The sequence below is a fragment of the Saccharothrix coeruleofusca genome, assembly GCF_017876325.1.
GTDB lineage: Bacteria > Actinomycetota > Actinomycetes > Mycobacteriales > Pseudonocardiaceae > Actinosynnema > Actinosynnema coeruleofuscum.
This window is the reverse complement of record NZ_JAGINV010000001.1, coordinates 4,582,375-4,599,634: the sequence shown is the minus strand read 5'-3', so window position 1 is coordinate 4,599,634 and position 17,260 is coordinate 4,582,375. Positions and strand designations below refer to the sequence as shown.

Genomic DNA, 17,260 nt, shown 5'->3' with positions numbered 1-17,260 from the left:
GGCAAGACAATGAAGTCACTGCGACACGGCGGGATCGCCGCAGCGGTCCTCCTGGCCACGACGGCATGCGCGGGCGCGGGAGGCGGGGGCGGCGGGGCCGAGAACTCGATCAACGTCCTGATGGTCAACAACCCGCAGATGCAGGACCTGCAGAAGCTGACCGCCGACAACTTCACCAAGGAGACCGGCATCGCGGTCAACTTCACCGTGCTGCCGGAGAACGACGTCCGCGACAAGATCAGCCAGGACTTCTCCAGCCAGGCCGGGCAGTACGACGTGGCCACCATCAGCAACTACGAGACGCCGATCTACGCCCGCAACGGCTGGCTCACCCCGCTGGACGACTACTTCGCCAAGGACACCGCGTTCGACCAGGACGACATCCTCGAACCCATCCGGCAGTCGCTGACCGGCGAGGACGGCAAGGTCTACGCCGAGCCGTTCTACGGCGAGTCCTCCTTCCTGATGTACCGCAAGGACGTGCTCGACGCCAAGGGCATCACCATGCCGGAGCGGCCGACCTGGCAGCAGGTCGCCGACATCGCCGCGCAGGTCGACGGCGCGCAGCCGGGCATGAAGGGCATCTGCCTGCGCGGCCAGCCGGGCTGGGGCCAGCTCATGGCCCCGCTGACCACCGTGGTCAACACCTTCGGCGGCACCTGGTTCACCGAGGACTGGCAGGCGCGGGTCAACGCGCCGGAGTTCAAGGAGGCCACCAAGTTCTACGTCGACCTGGTCCGCGCGCACGGCGAGGCGGGCGCGCCGCAGGCCGGGTTCGCCGAGTGCCTGAACAACATGACCCAGGGCAAGGTCGCCATGTGGTACGACGCCACGGTGGCCGCAGGCCTGCTGGAGGCCGACGACTCGCCGGTCAAGGGCAAGCTCGGCTTCGCGCAGGCGCCGGTGGTGAAGACCGAGAGCTCCGCGTGGCTCTACACCTGGGCGTTCGGCATCCAGAAGGCCAGCAAGAAGGCCGACAACGCGTGGAAGTTCATCTCCTGGGCCTCCGGCAAGGGCTACGAGGAGCTGGTCGGCAAGACCCTGGGCTGGTCCAAGCTGCCCGACGGCAAGCGCTCCTCGACCTACCAGCGGCCCGAGTACGTCCAGGCGGGCAGCTCGTTCGCCAAGCAGGCCGAGGCGGCCATCGCGGGCGCCAAGCCCACCGACCCCGGCGTGCAGCCGCGCCCGGCGGCGGGCATCCAGTTCGTCGGCATCCCGGAGTTCACCGACCTGGGCACGCAGGTGTCGCAGAAGATCAGCGCCGCCATCGCGGGCGCGTCCACTGTGGACGCCGCGTTGGACGAGAGCCAGGAGTTGGCTGACACCGTCGCCAAGAAGTACCGGGACAAGTGATGAGCAACCCCACCCCCATCCGGAGGAAGTCGTGAACGCGGCGGCGCGCTGGGCCAGGCGCGCGCCGCTGCTGCCCGCCCTGATCTTCACCATCGCGGTGACCCAGCTGCCCTTCGTGGCCACGCTGGTGATCTCGCTGATGCGGTGGAACTCGCTGGACCCCCGCAACCGCGGGTTCGCGGGCGTCGACAACTACGTGGCCGTGTTCACCGACCCGGACCTGCGCTCGGCCATCGGCACCACGGTCGTGCTGACCGTGGTCGTGGTGCTGGTGAGCCTGCTGCTGGGCCTGGGGCTGGCCCTGCTGCTGGACCGCAAGTTCGCGGGGCGCGGCCTGGTGCGCACCATGCTCATCGCGCCGTTCCTGGTGGTCCCGGTGGCCGCCGCGCTGCTGTGGAAGCACGCCCTCTACAACCCGGAGTACGGCCTGCTCAACGGCGCGCTCACCTGGTTGTTCGGCGAGGGCGCCCCGCAGCCGGAGTGGATCAGCGGGATGCCGCTGACCGCGGTGGAGGCCGCGCTGGTGTGGCAGTGGACCCCGTTCATGATGCTGATCCTGCTGGCGGGCCTGCAGAGCAGGCCGCAGGACGCGGTGGAGGCCGCGCGCATCGACGGCGCCTCGTCCTGGCAGATCTTCACCCACCTGACCCTGCCGCACCTGCGGCAGTACCTGGAGCTGGGCGCGCTGCTCGGGTCGATCTACATCGTGCAGAACTTCGACGCGGTCTTCACGATCACCTCGGGCGGCCTGGGCACGGCGAACCTGCCCTACACCATCTACCAGACCTTCTACCAGGCCCACGACTACGGCCAGGCGTCCGCGGCCGGTGTCGTGGTGGTCGTCGGCTCGATCATCATCGCCACGTTCGCCCTGCGCGTGGTGTCGTCGCTGCTGCGCGAGGAGGGACGGGCATGAGCCGCGTCTGGGGCGTGCTGGCCTGGTTCTCCGGGCTGCTGTTCTTCGCGCCGGTGGCCTGGATGGTGCTCACCTCGCTGCACAGCGAGCCTGACGCGGCGACCAACCCGCCGTCGCTGGCCGCGCCGATCACCTTCGACAGCTACGGCGAGTTCTTCGACTCCAACCCGTGGCCGCCGCTGATCAACTCGCTCAGCGCCAGCGTCGGCTCCACCGTCCTGGTGCTGCTGCTGGCGATCCCGGCCGCCTACGCGCTGTCGATCAAGAAGGTCGACAAGTGGTCGGACGTGCTGTTCTTCTTCCTGTCCACCAAGATGCTGCCGGTGGTGGCGGGCCTGCTGCCGATCTACCTGGTCGCCCAGTACAGCGGCCTGCTGGACAACATCTCGTTCCTGGCCGTGCTCTACACGTCGATGAACCTGCCGATCGCGGTGTGGCTGATGCGGTCGTTCCTGGCCGAGGTGCCCAAGGAGATCCTGGAGGCCGCGGCGCTGGACGGCGCGGGCCTGGTGACCACGCTGCGCCGGGTGGTCGCGCCGGTGGCCATGCCCGGCATCGCCGCCACCTCCCTGATCTGCTTCATCTTCAGCTGGAACGAGCTGCTGTTCGCCCGCGTGCTGACCGGCGTGGTCGCGGGCACCGCCCCGGTCTACCTCACCGGGTTCGTCACCAGCCAGGGGTTGTTCCTGGCCAAGGTCTGCGCCGCGGCGACGGTGGTGTCGCTGCCGGTGCTCATCGCCGGGTTCGCCGCCCAGGACAAGCTGGTCCAGGGCCTGTCGTTGGGAGCCGTGAAGTGAGAGCAGCCGTGATCAGCGCCGTCGGCGAGGTCGAGGTCGCCGAGGTGCCCGACCCGGCTCCCGGCCCGCGCGAGGTCGTGGTGGACGTGGCCGCCTGCGGGCTGTGCGGCACCGACCTGCACATCCTGCAGGGCGAGTTCGCGCCCACCCTGCCGGTGATCCCCGGCCACGAGTTCGCGGGCGTGGTGGTCGAGATCGGCTCCGAGGTCACCGAGGTCGCGGTCGGCGACCGGGTCGCCGTGGACCCGTCGCTGTACTGCAACGAGTGCCGCTACTGCCGGTCGGGCCGCAACAACCTGTGCGCGCGGTGGAACGCCATCGGCGTCAGCCGCAGCGGTGGCGCGGCGGAGTACGCGCTGGCCCCGGTGGCCAACTGCGTGAAGCTGCCCGACCACGTGCGCACCGAGGACGCGGCGCTGATCGAGCCGCTGTCGTGCGCGGTGCGCGGGTACGACGTGCTGCGCTCCCGGATGGCCAGCCGGGTGCTGATCTACGGCTCCGGGACCATGGGGCTGATGATGCTCCAGCTGGGCAAGCTCACCGGCGCGGCCAGCATCGAGGTGGTCGACCTCAACGAGGAGCGGCTGAAGACCGCGCAGCTGCTGGGCGTCACCGCCACCGCGGCCTCCGCCGACGAGCTGGACCGGCCGGAGGGCTGGGACCTGGTGATCGACGCGACGGGCAACGCGCACGCCATCCAGGACGGGTTGGGGCGGGTCGCCAAGGGCGGCACGTTCCTCCAGTTCGGCGTGTCCGACTACGCCGCGCGGGTCACCATCGAGCCCTACAAGATCTACAACCAGGAGATCACCATCACCGGCTCGATGGCGGTGCTGCACTCGTTCGAGCGGGCCGCGGACCTGTTCGCCACCGGGGTGCTCGACCCGGAGGTGTTCATCAGCCACCGCCTGCCGCTGGCCGACTACGCCGACGCGCTGGGCATGTTCCAGGCCGGTCAGGGCCGCAAGATCCAAGTCCTGCCGTAGGAATCCCGCCCCGTTGCGACGAAACGGCCCCCGCCGCGCCCGAAGGCGCCGCGGGGGCCGTTCCGCGTCGGGTCAGCTGTTGCTCGCGCGCCTGCGCATCACGATCAGCAGCGCGGCACCGCCACCGAGCAGGCCGCCGCCGATCAGCAGCGGCACCAGGACGCTGGCGCCGGTGCTGGCCAGCTCGTCCTCGTTGGCCACCGGGACCGGGGAGACCGTCGTGGTCGTGCTGGTCGGGGCGGCCTCGGTGGTCGTGGTAGTCGACTCGACCGGGGTCGACTCGGTGGTGGTCGTCGTCGGCGGCAGCTCCTCGGTCGTCGTGGTGGTGGTGGCCGCCGTCGTCGTGGTGGTGGTGACCGCCGTGGTGGTGGTCGTGGTGGTCGTCGTGGGCACCGGCTTGACGCAAGCCGGGGTCTTCAGCTCCTTGGTGAAGGAGTACTGGTCACCGTCGGTGGCCTTGACCTTGACCACGAAGGTGTGCGCGACATCGCCCGCGACGGTGTAGCTCTGCTTGAAGTCCGACCGGAAGGTTCTCTTCTCGATCTGCTGACCGTTGTCGGTGATCTCCAGGCCGTTGTCCTGCCTGCTGTACTGGGTCAGGTTCACCGACAGCACGGTCTTCTCACCGACGCAGGCGGCCTTGAGGTCCTTGTTGTGGGCGGACGCCGTGCCGGTGAACAGGCCCGTGATCGCGACGGCGGCGGCGATGCCCGCGGACGCGGCCACGGTGCGTGCGAACTGCATGAAATGCTCCTGAGGGAAGGGCTGAGGAGAACTGGCTCACCATATAGGGGAAAGGTCGCGTTCCCGATCGGGCAAGCGACAAGGTGCGATTCGCTTGTTGCCGATCCGTGATCTCGGCGACGCCGAAACGGACATCAGCCCCTGATCCGCCTGCGCTGGACGACCAGGACGGTGATTCCGCCCGCGAGCACCAGCAGTGCCACCGCCAGCGGCACGACCACGTCCGCGCCGGTGTCGGGCAGATCCCGGTCGGCCGCCGCCGGAACCACGGACGCGGTGAGCCGGGCGGTCGGCCAGACGAACGTCAACGGCGGCGTGGTTGTCGTCGTTAACGCAGCCGTCGTCGTCTCGACCACTGTGGTCACGGCTGCCGTCGTGGTGGTCGCCGCAACCGGTGCCGCGGCGGCAGGCGCCGCGCAGACGGGGGTGGTGAGCTCGCGGTGGAACGACCAGCCACGAGACCACTTCGGATCGTCCCACGCCCGCACGGTGACGGTGAACGCGCGCACCGCGTCCCCGGACCCGGTGTAGGCGCGCCGGAAGTGCGAGCGGAAGGAACGGTCCTCAATGGACTCCCCGCCGTCGTCCACCCGGACCCGATTGGCCCGCCTGCCGTCGTAGTCGCGCAGCTCGACCGAGAGCACCGCGCGCCCGTCCGCGCACCCGGCTTTCAGCGCGGGCGTGTGCGCGGCGGCGGGAGCGGTGGTGGCCAGGCACGTGGCCGCGATGACCGCGGCCACGGCCGCGGCTCGTGCGAGCAGCATGACGACTCCTGGGCGAAGTGGTGCTACGGCGGGACCCGCAACCCCCTATACGGACACCCGCCCGACACCGTTCACCTCAATCGCTACTCCATTCAGGTGACAAAACCGCCCTTCACCCTTCACTCACCCCCAACCCCCTCATCTCTCCCGCGCCCCAACCCCCACGCGAGGCCGCGTCGGCCTGTCGGGATGCCTTTCGCGGAAAATCACGCTTTTCGATTTTCCGCGAAACGCGTCCCGATGGGCCGACTTCCAGGCGGCCTCGCCGCCGTCTGCGGAGCAGCGGCCATGGGCACAGCCTCGGAGATGAGGCCGATCATGCCGGAGACCAGCCGCAGCTGCTCCACGTCGCGGATGTCGGCTTCGACCAGGCGCGGCGAGCAGATCACCACGGCCACCGCCTGGGCGCGCGAGAGCGCGACGTTCAAGCGGTTGCGCGAGAGCAGGAAGTCCAGTCCGCGCGGCAGGTCGACCGCCGCCGAGGAGGTCATGGTGGTGATTACCACCGGCGCCTCCTGGCCCTGGAACCGGTCCACCGTGCCGACTCGCACGTGCTCGTAGCCGTGCCGCTCCAGTTCCCGGCGCACCAGCCGCACCTGCAGGTTGTAGGGCGCCACCACGAGGATGTCCGAGTCGTCCAGCGCGCGGGCGTGCTCGCCGTCGGTCCACAGCCGCCCCACCAGCGACCGCACCACGTCCACCACGGCGGCGGCTTCCTCGACCGAGCCGGTGGTGTTGTGCCGGTGGTCGACCTGGCGCAGGTACAGCCCCGGCTCCAGTCCGGCGATGCCGCGCGCCGCGGCGCTGGGGTGGGCGTGCAGCAGTCCCGCGTAGGACAGGTTGGACACCGGTCGGCACACCCTCGGGTGCATCCGCCTGGTCTGGTCCAGGAAGTAGCCCAGGTGCGGCGGGATCACGTCGGCGTCGCCGATCAGGTGCCCCAGCGCCGAGGCGTCCGCCCCCGCCGGGTGGGTGCCCTGCACGACCTGCGGGAGCTGCTGCGGGTCGCCCAGCAGTACCAGGTTGCGCGCGCAGGTGGACACCGCCAGCGCGTCGGCCAGCGCGAACTGGCCCGCCTCGTCCACGATCAGCACGTCGAAGGGCTGTTCGCGCAGCGCCGCGTTGGCGAAGGTCCACGCGGTGCCGCCGACCAGGTGCCCGGCGCCCTGCTCGTGCCGCCAGCGCACCAGCGCCGGGTTGTCCCTGGGCTGCTCCCACGCGCAGTCCTTGGCGGGCGTGCCCTTGGCGCGCTTGGCGGTCGGGATCGGCACGCCCGCCTCGCGGCCCGCCGCCAGCGCCGCGGTGAGCACGTTCTCCACCGCCTTGTGGCTGGTGGAGGTGACGCCGACGCTGCGACCGCCGCGGATCAGGTGAGCGATCAGCCGCCCGGCGAGGTAGGTCTTGCCCGCGCCGGGCGGCCCCTGCACCGCCAGCGTCGAGCCGTCCAGCGCGTCCACCGCCGCGATCACGTCGGAGATCACGTCGCCGCCGCGCGGCAGGCCGTCCACGCGCAGCCGCGGCGGCGTGCGGCGGACCAGGTCCACGCCGGGGTGCGGGGGCAGTTCGGGCAGCTGGTCCACGACCGCGCGGGCCAGGTCGTAGACCGCCTCGTCCTTGGGCGTCGGGCGCACCGGGCTGCCCGGCAGCACCGCCACCGGCCGCGCGTCGTCGGTCTCGTCGGCGGAGGCGCTCTCCAGCAGCAGGATCTCCTCGGCCGACTCGTCGAGCACCACCGCGTCGCGCGTGCGGTTGGCGGGCGTGCCGGGGTAGAGCAGGCGCACCTGGTCGCCCTTGGCGAACGGGTGCGGGCGGTCCGGGTCGCAGCGGGCCCGCACCTCGCGCTTGGCCTTGCGCACCCGGCCCGACGGCATGGTCCAGTCCTCCGCGCGCACCGACACCGGCACCGCGCAGGCGTTGTCCGCCTCCAGGTCCGGCAGCGGCGCGGCGACCTGGCGGAAGAAGTCCCACCACGCCGGGTTGGTCTCCCGCCGGTGGTAGCCGACCGCCGCGGCCAGCAGCGCCCGCGCCCGCTCGTCGTCGGTGGCCTCGGCCGGGTTGTCCGGCAGCCCGGCCAGCAGCGGGTCGACCACCGCGGCCAGCCGCTCGGCGCGCTCGGCCCGGCGCTGCGCGGCCAGCTCGTCCTCGACCTCCCGCAGCAGCGAAGGCTCGGGCGCCTCGGCCGCGATGCCCGCCTCGGCGCGGATGTCGAGCAGGAAGCGGTAGAGGCGGTGGGTGGAGACGCAGTCGTAGGCGTTGTACTCGGCGATGCCGTCGAGCACTTCCCGCGCGCGCTCGGGGTCCACCCCGACCAGCGCCAGGTACTGCTCGTAGGCCTCGATGCTGGACACCGCCGTGGTCACCTCGCCCGCGCGGGCCGACGGCATGTAGAGCGGTTCGAGGTACTTGATCGAGTACGACCGCTGGGAGACCCGCAAAGCCTTGCGCACCACCGCGTAGAGGTCCACCAGCGCGCCCGAGCGCAGCAGGTGGTCCACCTCCTCCTCGCGGGTGCCGTGCAGGGCGGCCAGCCGCTTGAGCGCGTTCACCTCGTACGGCGCGTAGTGGTAGACGTGCGCGCCGGGGTGCTCGGCGACGCGAGCCGTGGCCAGGTCGACCAGCCGCTCGAACGCCTCCTTCTCCTGCGGCCGGGTGTGCGCCCAGAAGGGGGTGAACCGCTCCTCTGGCGTGACCACGCCGAACAGGTACTCCAGGCCCTCGCCCGCCAGCGCGTACGGGTCGCCCTCCATGTCGAAGAACAGGTCGCCGGGGCTGGGGTCGGGCAGCGCGGCCAGCGCCTCCGGGGCGACCACCTCGTAGGCGACCTTGCCGACCGGGTCGTCCTCGGTGCGCGAGGAGTCCTGGATGACCTGGAGCGCGGCCTGCGCGCGCAGGGCGGTGAAGGTGGCCTGCGACATCGTGGCCGGGCGCTGGGTGGCGGTGGCGTTGGCCAGCGCGTCGATGGTGCCCAGCCCGGCGGCGGCCAGCTTGCGCCGCTGGTCCGCGCGGATGCCCGCGACCAGCGACAGGTCGCGGTCGCGCTCCCGGCCCTCGGCGCAGTGCCGGGAGAACCGGCAGGTCGCGCACGCCGGGCGCTCGTCGTCCCACAGCCGCTCGGGCAGGGCGGGCCGCTTGGCCCGCAGCCGCGCCAGCAGGTCGCGCACCACCGGCAGGAAGTCCGCGGCCCGGAAGGTGCGGGTGCTGCCGTCGCCCAGCAGCAGGTGCGTGGCCGGGCCCGCGTGCTCGCCCAGCGCGTGCGCGTAGGCGGTCAGCTGCACCACGGCCGCCGGGGTGGCGTGCCGGGCCAGCTTCGCGTCGTGCGGCTCGTAGCCCCGGTCGGTGGCGACCAGGAAGTCGGCGCGGCCGTGGAAGCCGTCCTCGTAGAAGACGCCCTGGTAGATCACCGGAGCCCCGGCGGCGATGGCCTCGCGGGTCTGCCTGGCGGCCAGGGTGAGCGCCTCGTGGGTGGGCGCGGGCTGCGGGATCTCCACCACGGCGTGCCGCTCGCGGAAGCGCTCCAGGATCGCCTGCTCGTGCTGCAGGCCGTGCTTGGCGGCCAGGGTGTCGCGCTGCGGTTCGCCGACCGGCGCACCGGGCAGGCCCAGCGCCGCGGCCAGCGACAGGGTGCTGCGGTGCTCGCACTCCAGCAGGTCGACCAGGTCCGCGGGGGAGTGGACCAGACGGCCGTCGGCGCTCAGCATGACCGGCAGTATCGCGGCCGGGTTCGCCCGGACAGGGGAACCCGATCGGCGTTTCGCGGATGATCCTCCCCCCACCGCGCCCGCAAGTACCACCCGACCCGCCCGCGAGGGCCGGTGAGTACTACCCGAGGTGCGCGAACGCTCGGTTCGCGGTGTCCGAACGCTCGGTTCGCGGTGCTTGGACGCGCGACTCGCGCGGGGTCCGCTGTGGACTCACCAGGGGGCTGGTGCGTAGTCCTTCAGGAAGCAGCCGTACAGGTCCTCGCCGCGCTCGCCGCGCACCACCGGGTCGTAGACCCGCGCGGCCCCGTCGACCAGGTCCAGCGGCGCGTGGAAGCCCTCGGCGGCCAGCCGCTGCTTGGTCGGGTGCGGGCGCTCGTCGGTGATCCACCCCGTGTCCACCGCGGTCATCAGGATGCCGTCGGAGAGCATCTCCTGGGCGCTGGTGCGGGTCAGCATGTTCAGCGCGGCCTTGGCCATGTTGGTGTGCGGGTGGCCGGGGCCCTTGTAGCCCCGGCTGAACTGGCCCTCCATCGCGGAGACGTTGACCACGTACTTGCGCCGCGCGGGCGAGGCCGCCATGGCCGCGCGCAGCCGCGAGATCAGGATGAACGGGGCGGTGCTGTTGCACAGCTGCACTTCCAGCAGCTCCACCGGGTCGACCTCGTCGACCCGCTGCACCCAGCTGTTCACCGGCGCCTGGTCGGGCACCAGGCCGCCCGCGTCGATCTCCTTCGACCCGGCCACCAGCGCCAGCGAGGTCACCGCGGGCACGGTGTCGGCCAGCCCGCCGGTCAGCGCCACCGGGTGCGCGGTGGCGGTGTGCCCGAAGGTCACCAGCTCCGGCAGCGGCCCGGCGGGCAGCGGGGCGGACTCGGCGGCCACCAGCGGCGCGTAGGCGTCGGGGGAGCGGCGCACGGTCTGCGCCGCGTTGTTGATCAGGATGTCCAGCGGCCCGGCCGCGGCCACCGAGTCGGCCAGCGCCACCACCTGGGACGGGTCGCGCAGGTCGATGCCGACCACGCGCAGCCGGTGCAGCCAGTCCGCGCTGTCGGGCATCGAGGCGAACCGGCGCACGGCGTCGTGCGGGAACCGGGTGGTGATGGTGGTGTGCGCGCCGTCGCGCAGCAGCCGCAGCGCGATGTACATGCCGATCTTGGCGCGCCCGCCGGTGAGCAGCGCGCGGCGGCCGGTCAGGTCGGTGCGCGCGTCGCGCTTGCTCCGGTTGAGCTCCGCGCACGGCGGGCACAGCTGGTGGTAGAAGGCGTCGACCTCGGTGTAGCGGCGCTTGCAGGTGTAGCAGGACCGGGCCCGCAGCAGGGTGCCCGCCTTCTCACCGGGCGCGGGCTCGCGCAGCAGCACGCCCCTGGTCTCGTCGTCCACGCGGGTGGGCGAGCCGGTGGCGGTGGCCTCGATGACCGCGCGGTCGGCGGCGGTCACGGCCTCGCGGCGGGCGGCCTTGCGGCGCTTGCGGACGCTCTTGTAGATGCCCGCCGTGGCGCGGCGGATCGCTACCGCGTCGGGGTGCTCGGTGGGCAGGTCGTCCACCTGGGCGAGCACCTTCAGGGTGATCTCCATCAGCGCCGGGTCGATCCCCACCTGCGCGTCCTCGGTCGTGCTCATCACGCGGAACTCTACCTGGGCGGTATTTCGAGACCGGATGGGTGAAATTCACGTGAGGCAGCGCTAGGGTGCCCCGCATGTCAGTCGCGGGTGGCGGTCCGCGGGTGCGCCGGTTGGCCCACCCGGACGCCGAGATCAAGCCCAGGTCGCTGCGCCTCCCCCGCGGTCGCCCCGTCGTGGCGGTGCTCGGCACGACCGGTGAGCGGTTGGCGACCGAGCTGTCCTCGGCACTGCTGCCGGTGCTGCGCGCGGTGCTGGTCACCGCCGAGCGGCACGGCGCCGCGGTGGTCACGGCCGGTGCCGACACCGGTGTCGCGCACCTGGTCGGCCTGGCCGCCGAGGCGGTGGAGGGGCGCCTGCCCCGGCTGGTGGGCGTGGCCCCGTCCGGCCGGGTGGCGGCCGACGACGCCGAACCCAGCCAGGACGAGGTGCGGCTCAACGCCAACCACGACACCGCCGTGCTGGTGCCGGGCGCGCGGTGGGGCGAGGAGGTGCCCGCGCTGCTCCGCTTGGTGGAGGCGGTCGCGGGCAAGCGCCGCCCGGCGCTGGCGCTGCTGGTCGGCGGCGACGAGGCCGCCCGCGCCGCGCTGGTCGAGCACCTCGGCCGGGACCGGCCGCTGCTGGTGCTGGCGGGCACCGGCGGGCTGGCCGACGAGATCGCCGCCGGCGAGCTGGCGGAGGACGACGATCTGCCCGTGCTGCTGCGCGGCGGCCAGGTCGCCGTCGTGCACCTGGACGAGGGGCCGGACCGCGTGGGGGCGGTGCTGCGCCGCGTCCTGGGGGCCAAGCCGGGCGCGTCGGTGCGCGCCGACGTGCCCCCGCTGGCGGTGTGGCCCCGGCTGCGCTTCCGCGCGCCCGAGGCGCAGCCCGTGGTGGACCCCGGTTACGTGCTGGACTACCCGCTGCTGGCGGACGCCATCCACGAGGCCAACCAGCTGGTCGCCCCCGCGCTGCACGAGTGCGAGGTGGAGGCGCTGCGGGCGCGGGAGCGCGGGCGGCTGCTGGTGGCGCTGGCCATCGCGGCCGGGTTCGCCACCACCTCCTTCGCCGCGCTGCAGGTGTGGCTGCGCGGCGTGCCGTGGCCGGGCGTGCTGGTCGCGGTCTCGGGAGCACTGGCCGCGGTGCTCGCCGTGGTCTCCCGAGGCGCGGGCGACGCCGAGGCGCGGACCAGGGCGGAACTGCTGCGCGCGCTGTACTTCGACCACCTGGCCGCGCCTCCCGCCGCCGACGACGCCGAACGCGAGCAGCGCGTGCGGGAGTTGGCAACCGCGGTGGCCCGGCACCGACACGAGCCGGTGAGCGCGTCATGAGCGATCAGACCAGGAGCACGGCGGCCGAGGTCGAGGGCGGGGCGGTGGAGCCGGTCGCGGAGACGCCCGCCACGCGGCGCTCGGCCGCTCGCCGGGCCACCACGCCCGACGCCCCGCCCAAGCGTCGGGCGGGGACCAAGTCGGACGCCCCGACACAGGCGACCCCCGTCGCGGCCACTCCCACCGAGGAGGCTCCGGCCAAGCGCCGGTCGACGGCCAAGCCGCAGGCGGGTTCGCGAGCGCCCCGCCCGGCCAAGGTCGACGCCGCGGCCAGGGCGGCCGACCACCGCGAGCAGTTCCTGCGCGCCTACCTGCGCCACCGGGTCGGCGAGCGGCTGGCCCGCTTCGAAGCGGCCGAGGCCGCGTACGCCAGGGCGTGGCGCTGGACCACCTTCATGTCCGTGCTGCTCTACACGGGTGCCGCGGCGCTGGGCGCGGTGGCCGTGGCCGACCCGCACCGGCGCGCGCTGTGGGGCTTCCTGGCCACCGTGGCCGCTGCCGCCGCCACGTCGGTGACGGTCTACGAGGCCGCGTTCGGGTTCCGCGCCCACGCCCGGCGCTCGGCCAGCGGGGTCGCCCTGCTGCACCTGCTGGAAGCGCACGGCGCGCCGGAGGGCGAGGACGGCGTGCAGGCGTTCCGCACCGAGGTCGAGAGCGTGCTGCGGCACTCGGACTGACCTCGACCGAATGCGCCCGCCACCCCTGACGGGACCGCCTGCGCGGTCCCGTCAGGGGTGGCGCAGGCCGTTCACCAGGAGGGTCAGCAGGCGGTCGGCCTGTGCGGGGTCGTCCTGTGCGGCCCAGGCGATGGCGCCCACCATCTTCAGCACGTCGGCCGCGACCGCGTCGGCGACGACCGCGCCCGATCGGCGCGCCCGCGCCAGCAGCGCCGTCCCCACCTCGAACACCTCCGCGTGCCAGGCCGACACCGGGTCGTCGTCGCGGTCGAGCGCCGAGTTCAGCACCGCTGCCGACAGGCCCCGGTAGGTCAGCCCGTGCCGCAGCGCCGCGCGCAACCACGTGATCAGCGCCTCGACTTCGTCCTCGTCGGTCAGCAGTTCGCGGCCGAGCCGGACCAACCCGCTCACCTGCCCGGCCAGCACCGCCTCGACGAGGTCGAGCCGGGTGGGGAAGTGGCGGTACAGCGTCCCGCTGGCCACCCCGGCCCGCCGGGCGATCTCGTCCAGGGAGGCGTCCGCGCCGGACTCGGCGAACACGACCTTCGCCTGCTCGACCAGCCGCTCGCGGTTGCGCCGGGCGTCGGCCCTGCGCGGCTGCCCGGCGGGTGGCCGCGGATCTCGGTCTGGCAGGGCGATCACCTCGACCTTGTCAACCGGGGACGTGGTCCGTTACCGTGCCACCAACCGGACTGTGCCTCATTTTAGCGGCGCGGCCCACCCGAGTTCGGAGGGGGCGGCCCGATGGCGCTCACCCAGCACGACCGGACCGACATCCACGACCTGATCAACCTGCACGGTCACCTCGTGGACGCAGGCGAGCTGGACCGGGCGGACGAGCTGTTCGCCCCGGACGTCACCTACGACGTGACCGACCTCGGCTTCGGCTCGCTGCGCGGGATCGCCGCCATCCGCGAGGCCGCGCGCGTGCTGGGCGCGGCCAACCCGGTCGGCCACCACGTCACCAACATCGTGATCACCCCGCTCGACGACCGGCCGGCGCGGGTGCGCTCCAAGGGGATCGGGGTCAACGCCGACGGGACGGTGGGCAGCGTCGTCTACGACGACGTCGTCACCCGCCAACCCGGCGGCTGGAGGATCAGCCACCGCAAGGTGACCGCCAGGCAGGCGGCACCGGGCGGACGGGACGCGGACCCGCGCGGCGTGCTGGATCGCTGGCGCCGAGCAGCCGTCAACCAGTCCGTCGACGGCATGAGGCGCGTGTACGCGGCCGACGCGGTCCACGAGTTCCCGTTCACCCGCCCCGGCCTGCCGTCCCGGCTGGAGGGGCGGGACGAGATCGTGGGCTGGATCGCCGCCGGGTGGCGGGCGAACGCGTTGGAGTACCAGCGCTACCGCACCCTGGCCGTCCACGACACCGCCGATCCGCGAACGATCGTCGTCGAGCAGGAGGTGCTCGGCACCAGCGCGACCACCGGCGAGTTCGTGCTGCCCAACGTCGTCGTGCTCACCGCGATCGACGGACGGATCGCCCACCTGCGCGATTACGTCGACATCCCGGCGGCCGCGGCCGCCCTGGGACGCGACATCTGAACGGGAAGGCCGGGGGGTGGAGCGGGCGCGACGGCGGCGTGGCACTGTTGGGGGAGCTTCAACGCGACGACTGGGGGGTCGGAGTGGAGTTTCGAATCCTGGGGCCGGTGGAGGTGGCGCGCGGCGACGAGCCCGCGACGCCGCTGCGGCCCAAACCCGGACAGGTGCTGGCGGTGCTGGCCGCGCGGTGCGGCAGGCGGGTCGCGGTCGACTGCCTGCTGAACCTGCTGTGGGGCGACCACCCGCCCTACCGGGCGCGCAAGACGCTCCAGGTGCACGTCTCGGCGCTGCGGGCGGCGGGCGTCCCGGTGGTGCACCGGGACAGCGGCTACGCGGTGCTCGCGATGCCGCAGCAGGTGGACGTCCACCGCTTCCGCGAGCTGACCGCCCGCGCCGCCGCGACGGCCGACCTGGGGCGGCGGTGGGAGCTGTACCTGCGGGCGCTGGCGCTGTGGCGCGGCAGCCCGCTGGCGGGCACCGGGGCCGAGCCGCTGCGGGCGTGGCTGTGCGCCCCGCTGGAGGCCGAGCACCTGGCCGCCGTGGAGGCCGCGGCCGCGTTGCGCGCCCGGCTCGGCGGGTGAGCACCGCCCGGAGCACCCGCCCCACACGGGGGGCGCGGTGATCCGGGGAGTGTGGCAGGGTTGTCCCCGTGGAACAGGTAGTGCTGCTGGACGAGAACGGCACCGCGATCGGCACGGCCGACAAGGCCACGGTGCACCACGAGGGAACACCGCTGCACCTGGCGTTCTCCAGCTATCTGTTCGACCGGGAGGGGCGGCTGCTGCTGACCCGCCGGGCGCTGCACAAGAAGACGTGGCCGGGGGTGTGGACCAACACCTGCTGCGGGCACCCGGCCCCCGGCGAGGACGTGGAGAGCGCGGTCCGGCGCAGGCTGTCCGACGAGCTGGGGCTCGAGGTGGGACGGCTGGACCTGGTGCTGCCCGCGTTCCGCTACCGCGCGGTGATGGACAACGGCGTGGTGGAGAACGAGATGTGCCCGGTGTTCCGGGGCGTGGTGGAGCAGCGGCCCACGCCCAACCCGGACGAGGTGGACGCGGTGGAGTGGGTGCCGTGGGCGGAGTTCGCCCCGGCGGCGCTCGCGGGCACGCGGCCGATCTCGCCGTGGAGCCTGCTGCAGATCGAGCAGCTGGCGGCGCTGGGACCGGACCCGTTCGCCTGGCGGGCGGGGTCCGCGGACGACCTGCCGCCCGCCGCCAGGAAGGCCGCCTGAGCCCCTCCCCGCTGCCCGCGGTCAGCCGTTCGGCGCGGTGATCACCGCGAAGGTCGAACCCTGCCCCCTGGCGTCGAGCTCGCCGAGGACCGTGCTGATCGGCACGTAGTTGTTGCGCTCGTCCGGCTGGCAGGCCCCGGTCCTGGCCTGCTGGCTGCCCTCCAGGATGCCCAGCGCGGTGTGGTCGGCCTGGTTGAACAGCGGGCCGCCGCTGTCGCCCGCGCGGGCGCAGATGTCGGTGTTGATGCCGACGTCGGTGGACAGCACCCGGCCGCACCGGGTGCCGGGGGAGTAGCCCGCGCCCGCGCCGCTGTCGACGGAGTCGGGGAAGTCCGCCGCGCTGGAGGCCGATCCGGCCGCGCACACGACCCAGCCCGCCTTGATGTCGGTCAGCGCGTGCGTGCCCGTGATGGGCTCCTCCTTCGAGCCGAGCACCAGGTTGCGCCGCGGCGCGCTTTCCAGCCAGGCGGTGGCGGCGTCGCCCGCGTAAGGCAGGGCGGCGTAGTCGTAGGGGTAGGAGTTCTCCTCGATGCCGTGCTGCTGGAGCACGTCCGCGCCGTTGTGCTGGACGGGCCGGTTGTTGGTCTTGCCCACCGTGCAGTGCCCGGCGGTCAGCACCCAGGCCCGGCCGTGGTGCTGACCGCCGGTGGAGCGCAGGTTGAAGCCGCTGGTGCAGCCGCCGCGGGTGCCGTTGTCGCGCCTGATGTCCAGCCGCATCCCGCCGCGCATCGGAGCGGCGCACGCCAGCGGTCCGCACGCGGTGGGGCCTGCCGAGGGCTGCGCCGAGGTCCTGGGCTCGGGCAGGTTCCTGGCCACCGCCGCCTCGCCCTCGGCGGCCACCGCCTGGCGGGCGTTCTCGGCCAGCTGCGCGCGGGCGCTGAGCGGGGTGATCCGGTTGGCGACCCAGGTCCGCGCCCAGAGGACCACCCGGTTCTCCGGCTCGCTGATCGCGGGCAGGTGCGCCGCCTCCGGCCCCGTGCCGACCTTCGCGGCGATGCGGTCCCGGACGGCGGTCAGATCGGCCAGCGACCGGGCCACCGGCTGCACGCGCACGTGCTGCCGCGAGGGCAGCAGGTCCAGGTGGGGCTCGACGCCCGCCTGCCCGGTGGCGGCCACGACCAGCACCCCGCCCGCGTCGTGGTCGACCCACATCCCGCCGTAGGCCGCGCTCGCCTTCTCGCGCAGCACGGCGTCCAGCCGCACGGCGTCCTGCTGCAGCTCCAGGCGTCGCAGGGCCTCCGCCTGATCGACGCCGAAGGTCTGGACCAGGTACCGCAGCGAGTCGTTGACCGCCGCGGGGTCGAGCGGGCGGTGGACCGACGGCTTGCTCGTGGTGGTGCTGGTCGTGGCGGTCGCGGCTGTCGTGGCGGTGCGCGGGGGACCGACCACCCCGGTGAACGCCAGCGCGGCCGCCGCGGCCGCGCCCAGCGACAGAGCGGTCAGCAGGGGGCCCGCGCCTGAGGTTCTCACGACATCTCCACACGTTCGAGGTTGCTGCCGGGTTCAACAGCGTGGTGATCATCCCCGAACGCGCGACGGGCGAGGTCTTCCCGAAAAAGCACCGATCCCGGTTCTTTCGGGAAACGCGCGCCCGGCGCGCCGGAGCT

General features: G+C 73.2%; 15 protein-coding genes. 9 read left to right on the top strand and 6 right to left on the bottom strand.

The features are described from left to right. Nucleotides 1–9: 9 nt before the first annotated feature. The 4 genes from JOF41_RS20320 to JOF41_RS20305 are packed head-to-tail and all read left to right on the top strand — an operon-like array spanning nucleotide 10 to nucleotide 4,052. Nucleotides 10–1,353 (top strand): ABC transporter substrate-binding protein, encoded by a 1,344-nt coding sequence (locus JOF41_RS20320; RefSeq protein ID WP_209621180.1) that lies wholly within the window; start codon nucleotides 10–12, stop codon nucleotides 1,351–1,353. Between the two features lie 31 nt (nucleotides 1,354–1,384). After that, nucleotides 1,385–2,269: a carbohydrate ABC transporter permease gene (locus tag JOF41_RS20315; RefSeq protein WP_189224746.1), complete on the top strand. Its 885-nt coding sequence runs from the start codon at nucleotides 1,385–1,387 to the stop codon at nucleotides 2,267–2,269. After that, the gene (locus JOF41_RS20310; protein ID WP_209621177.1) at nucleotides 2,266–3,066 is read left to right on the top strand and encodes a carbohydrate ABC transporter permease; all 801 of its coding nucleotides are present in this window, start codon (nucleotides 2,266–2,268) and stop codon (nucleotides 3,064–3,066) included. The genes JOF41_RS20315 and JOF41_RS20310 overlap by 4 nt, the downstream gene beginning before the upstream one ends. Next, nucleotides 3,063–4,052: a zinc-dependent alcohol dehydrogenase family protein gene (locus JOF41_RS20305; protein ID WP_189224744.1), complete on the top strand. Its 990-nt coding sequence runs from the start codon at nucleotides 3,063–3,065 to the stop codon at nucleotides 4,050–4,052. The genes JOF41_RS20310 and JOF41_RS20305 overlap by 4 nt, the downstream gene beginning before the upstream one ends. Nucleotides 4,053–4,124: 72 nt before the next feature. Here JOF41_RS20305 and JOF41_RS20300 read toward each other — a convergent pair whose 3' ends face one another. The 4 genes from JOF41_RS20300 to JOF41_RS20285 all read right to left on the bottom strand — a co-directional run bounded on the left by JOF41_RS20300 (nucleotide 4,125) and on the right by JOF41_RS20285 (nucleotide 10,881). Next, nucleotides 4,125–4,796: an LPXTG cell wall anchor domain-containing protein gene (locus JOF41_RS20300; protein WP_189224743.1), complete on the bottom strand. Its 672-nt coding sequence runs from the start codon at nucleotides 4,794–4,796 to the stop codon at nucleotides 4,125–4,127. 134 nt (nucleotides 4,797–4,930) lie between these two features. Continuing rightward, on the bottom strand, nucleotides 4,931–5,560 hold the full coding sequence (locus JOF41_RS20295) for a hypothetical protein (RefSeq protein WP_209621174.1): 630 nt from the start codon (nucleotides 5,558–5,560) through the stop codon (nucleotides 4,931–4,933). 206 nt (nucleotides 5,561–5,766) lie between these two features. After that, nucleotides 5,767–9,258 (bottom strand): TM0106 family RecB-like putative nuclease, encoded by a 3,492-nt coding sequence (locus tag JOF41_RS20290; RefSeq protein ID WP_209621171.1) that lies wholly within the window; start codon nucleotides 9,256–9,258, stop codon nucleotides 5,767–5,769. Between the two features lie 213 nt (nucleotides 9,259–9,471). Beyond that, nucleotides 9,472–10,881 carry an SDR family NAD(P)-dependent oxidoreductase gene (locus JOF41_RS20285; protein WP_209621168.1) on the bottom strand — a complete coding sequence of 470 codons (1,410 nt, stop codon included), beginning with the start codon at nucleotides 10,879–10,881 and terminating at the stop codon, nucleotides 9,472–9,474. Nucleotides 10,882–10,958: 77 nt separating this feature from the next. Between JOF41_RS20285 and JOF41_RS20280 the strand changes: the two genes are divergently transcribed. Beyond that, the gene (locus JOF41_RS20280; RefSeq protein ID WP_209621165.1) at nucleotides 10,959–12,191 is read left to right on the top strand and encodes a hypothetical protein; all 1,233 of its coding nucleotides are present in this window, start codon (nucleotides 10,959–10,961) and stop codon (nucleotides 12,189–12,191) included. Then, on the top strand, nucleotides 12,188–12,868 hold the full coding sequence (locus JOF41_RS20275; protein ID WP_209621163.1) for a dihydrolipoyllysine-residue succinyltransferase component of 2-oxoglutarate dehydrogenase complex: 681 nt from the start codon (nucleotides 12,188–12,190) through the stop codon (nucleotides 12,866–12,868). The genes JOF41_RS20280 and JOF41_RS20275 overlap by 4 nt, the downstream gene beginning before the upstream one ends. 51 nt (nucleotides 12,869–12,919) lie before the next feature. On the opposite strand, the gene JOF41_RS20270 is transcribed toward JOF41_RS20275, so the two are convergent. After that, a complete protein-coding gene (locus tag JOF41_RS20270) occupies nucleotides 12,920–13,510 on the bottom strand; it encodes a TetR/AcrR family transcriptional regulator (RefSeq protein WP_209621160.1) in 591 nt (196 codons plus the stop codon). Between the two features lie 102 nt (nucleotides 13,511–13,612). Between JOF41_RS20270 and JOF41_RS20265 the strand changes: the two genes are divergently transcribed. The 3 genes from JOF41_RS20265 to idi all read left to right on the top strand — a co-directional run bounded on the left by JOF41_RS20265 (nucleotide 13,613) and on the right by idi (nucleotide 15,653). Then, nucleotides 13,613–14,422 (top strand): nuclear transport factor 2 family protein, encoded by an 810-nt coding sequence (locus JOF41_RS20265; protein ID WP_209621157.1) that lies wholly within the window; start codon nucleotides 13,613–13,615, stop codon nucleotides 14,420–14,422. An 83-nt stretch (nucleotides 14,423–14,505) separates the two neighbouring features. Next, nucleotides 14,506–15,003, top strand: coding sequence for an AfsR/SARP family transcriptional regulator (locus tag JOF41_RS38355; protein ID WP_189224738.1), 498 nt, complete (start codon nucleotides 14,506–14,508; stop codon nucleotides 15,001–15,003). Between the two features lie 68 nt (nucleotides 15,004–15,071). Beyond that, a complete protein-coding gene (idi, locus tag JOF41_RS20255; protein WP_189224737.1) occupies nucleotides 15,072–15,653 on the top strand; it encodes an isopentenyl-diphosphate Delta-isomerase in 582 nt (193 codons plus the stop codon). A 21-nt stretch (nucleotides 15,654–15,674) separates the two neighbouring features. Here idi and JOF41_RS20250 read toward each other — a convergent pair whose 3' ends face one another. Beyond that, nucleotides 15,675–17,123 carry a trypsin-like serine protease gene (locus JOF41_RS20250; protein ID WP_307867475.1) on the bottom strand — a complete coding sequence of 483 codons (1,449 nt, stop codon included), beginning with the start codon at nucleotides 17,121–17,123 and terminating at the stop codon, nucleotides 15,675–15,677. Between the last annotated feature and the right edge of the window lie 137 nt (nucleotides 17,124–17,260).

Bases quoted from the DNA above. Each gene is read 5' to 3' on its own strand.
- JOF41_RS20275 (WP_209621163.1), top strand. From the start codon at position 12,188: ATGAGCGATCAGACCAGGAGCACGGCGGCCGAGGTCGAGGGCGGGGCG.
- JOF41_RS20300 (WP_189224743.1), bottom strand. From the start codon at position 4,796: ATGCAGTTCGCACGCACCGTGGCCGCGTCCGCGGGCATCGCCGCCGCC.
- JOF41_RS20310 (WP_209621177.1), top strand. From the start codon at position 2,266: ATGAGCCGCGTCTGGGGCGTGCTGGCCTGGTTCTCCGGGCTGCTGTTC.
- JOF41_RS20320 (WP_209621180.1), top strand. From the start codon at position 10: ATGAAGTCACTGCGACACGGCGGGATCGCCGCAGCGGTCCTCCTGGCC.
- JOF41_RS20280 (WP_209621165.1), top strand. From the start codon at position 10,959: ATGTCAGTCGCGGGTGGCGGTCCGCGGGTGCGCCGGTTGGCCCACCCG.
- JOF41_RS20295 (WP_209621174.1), bottom strand. From the start codon at position 5,560: ATGCTGCTCGCACGAGCCGCGGCCGTGGCCGCGGTCATCGCGGCCACG.
- JOF41_RS20290 (WP_209621171.1), bottom strand. From the start codon at position 9,258: ATGCTGAGCGCCGACGGCCGTCTGGTCCACTCCCCCGCGGACCTGGTC.
- JOF41_RS20285 (WP_209621168.1), bottom strand. From the start codon at position 10,881: ATGAGCACGACCGAGGACGCGCAGGTGGGGATCGACCCGGCGCTGATG.
- JOF41_RS20265 (WP_209621157.1), top strand. From the start codon at position 13,613: ATGGCGCTCACCCAGCACGACCGGACCGACATCCACGACCTGATCAAC.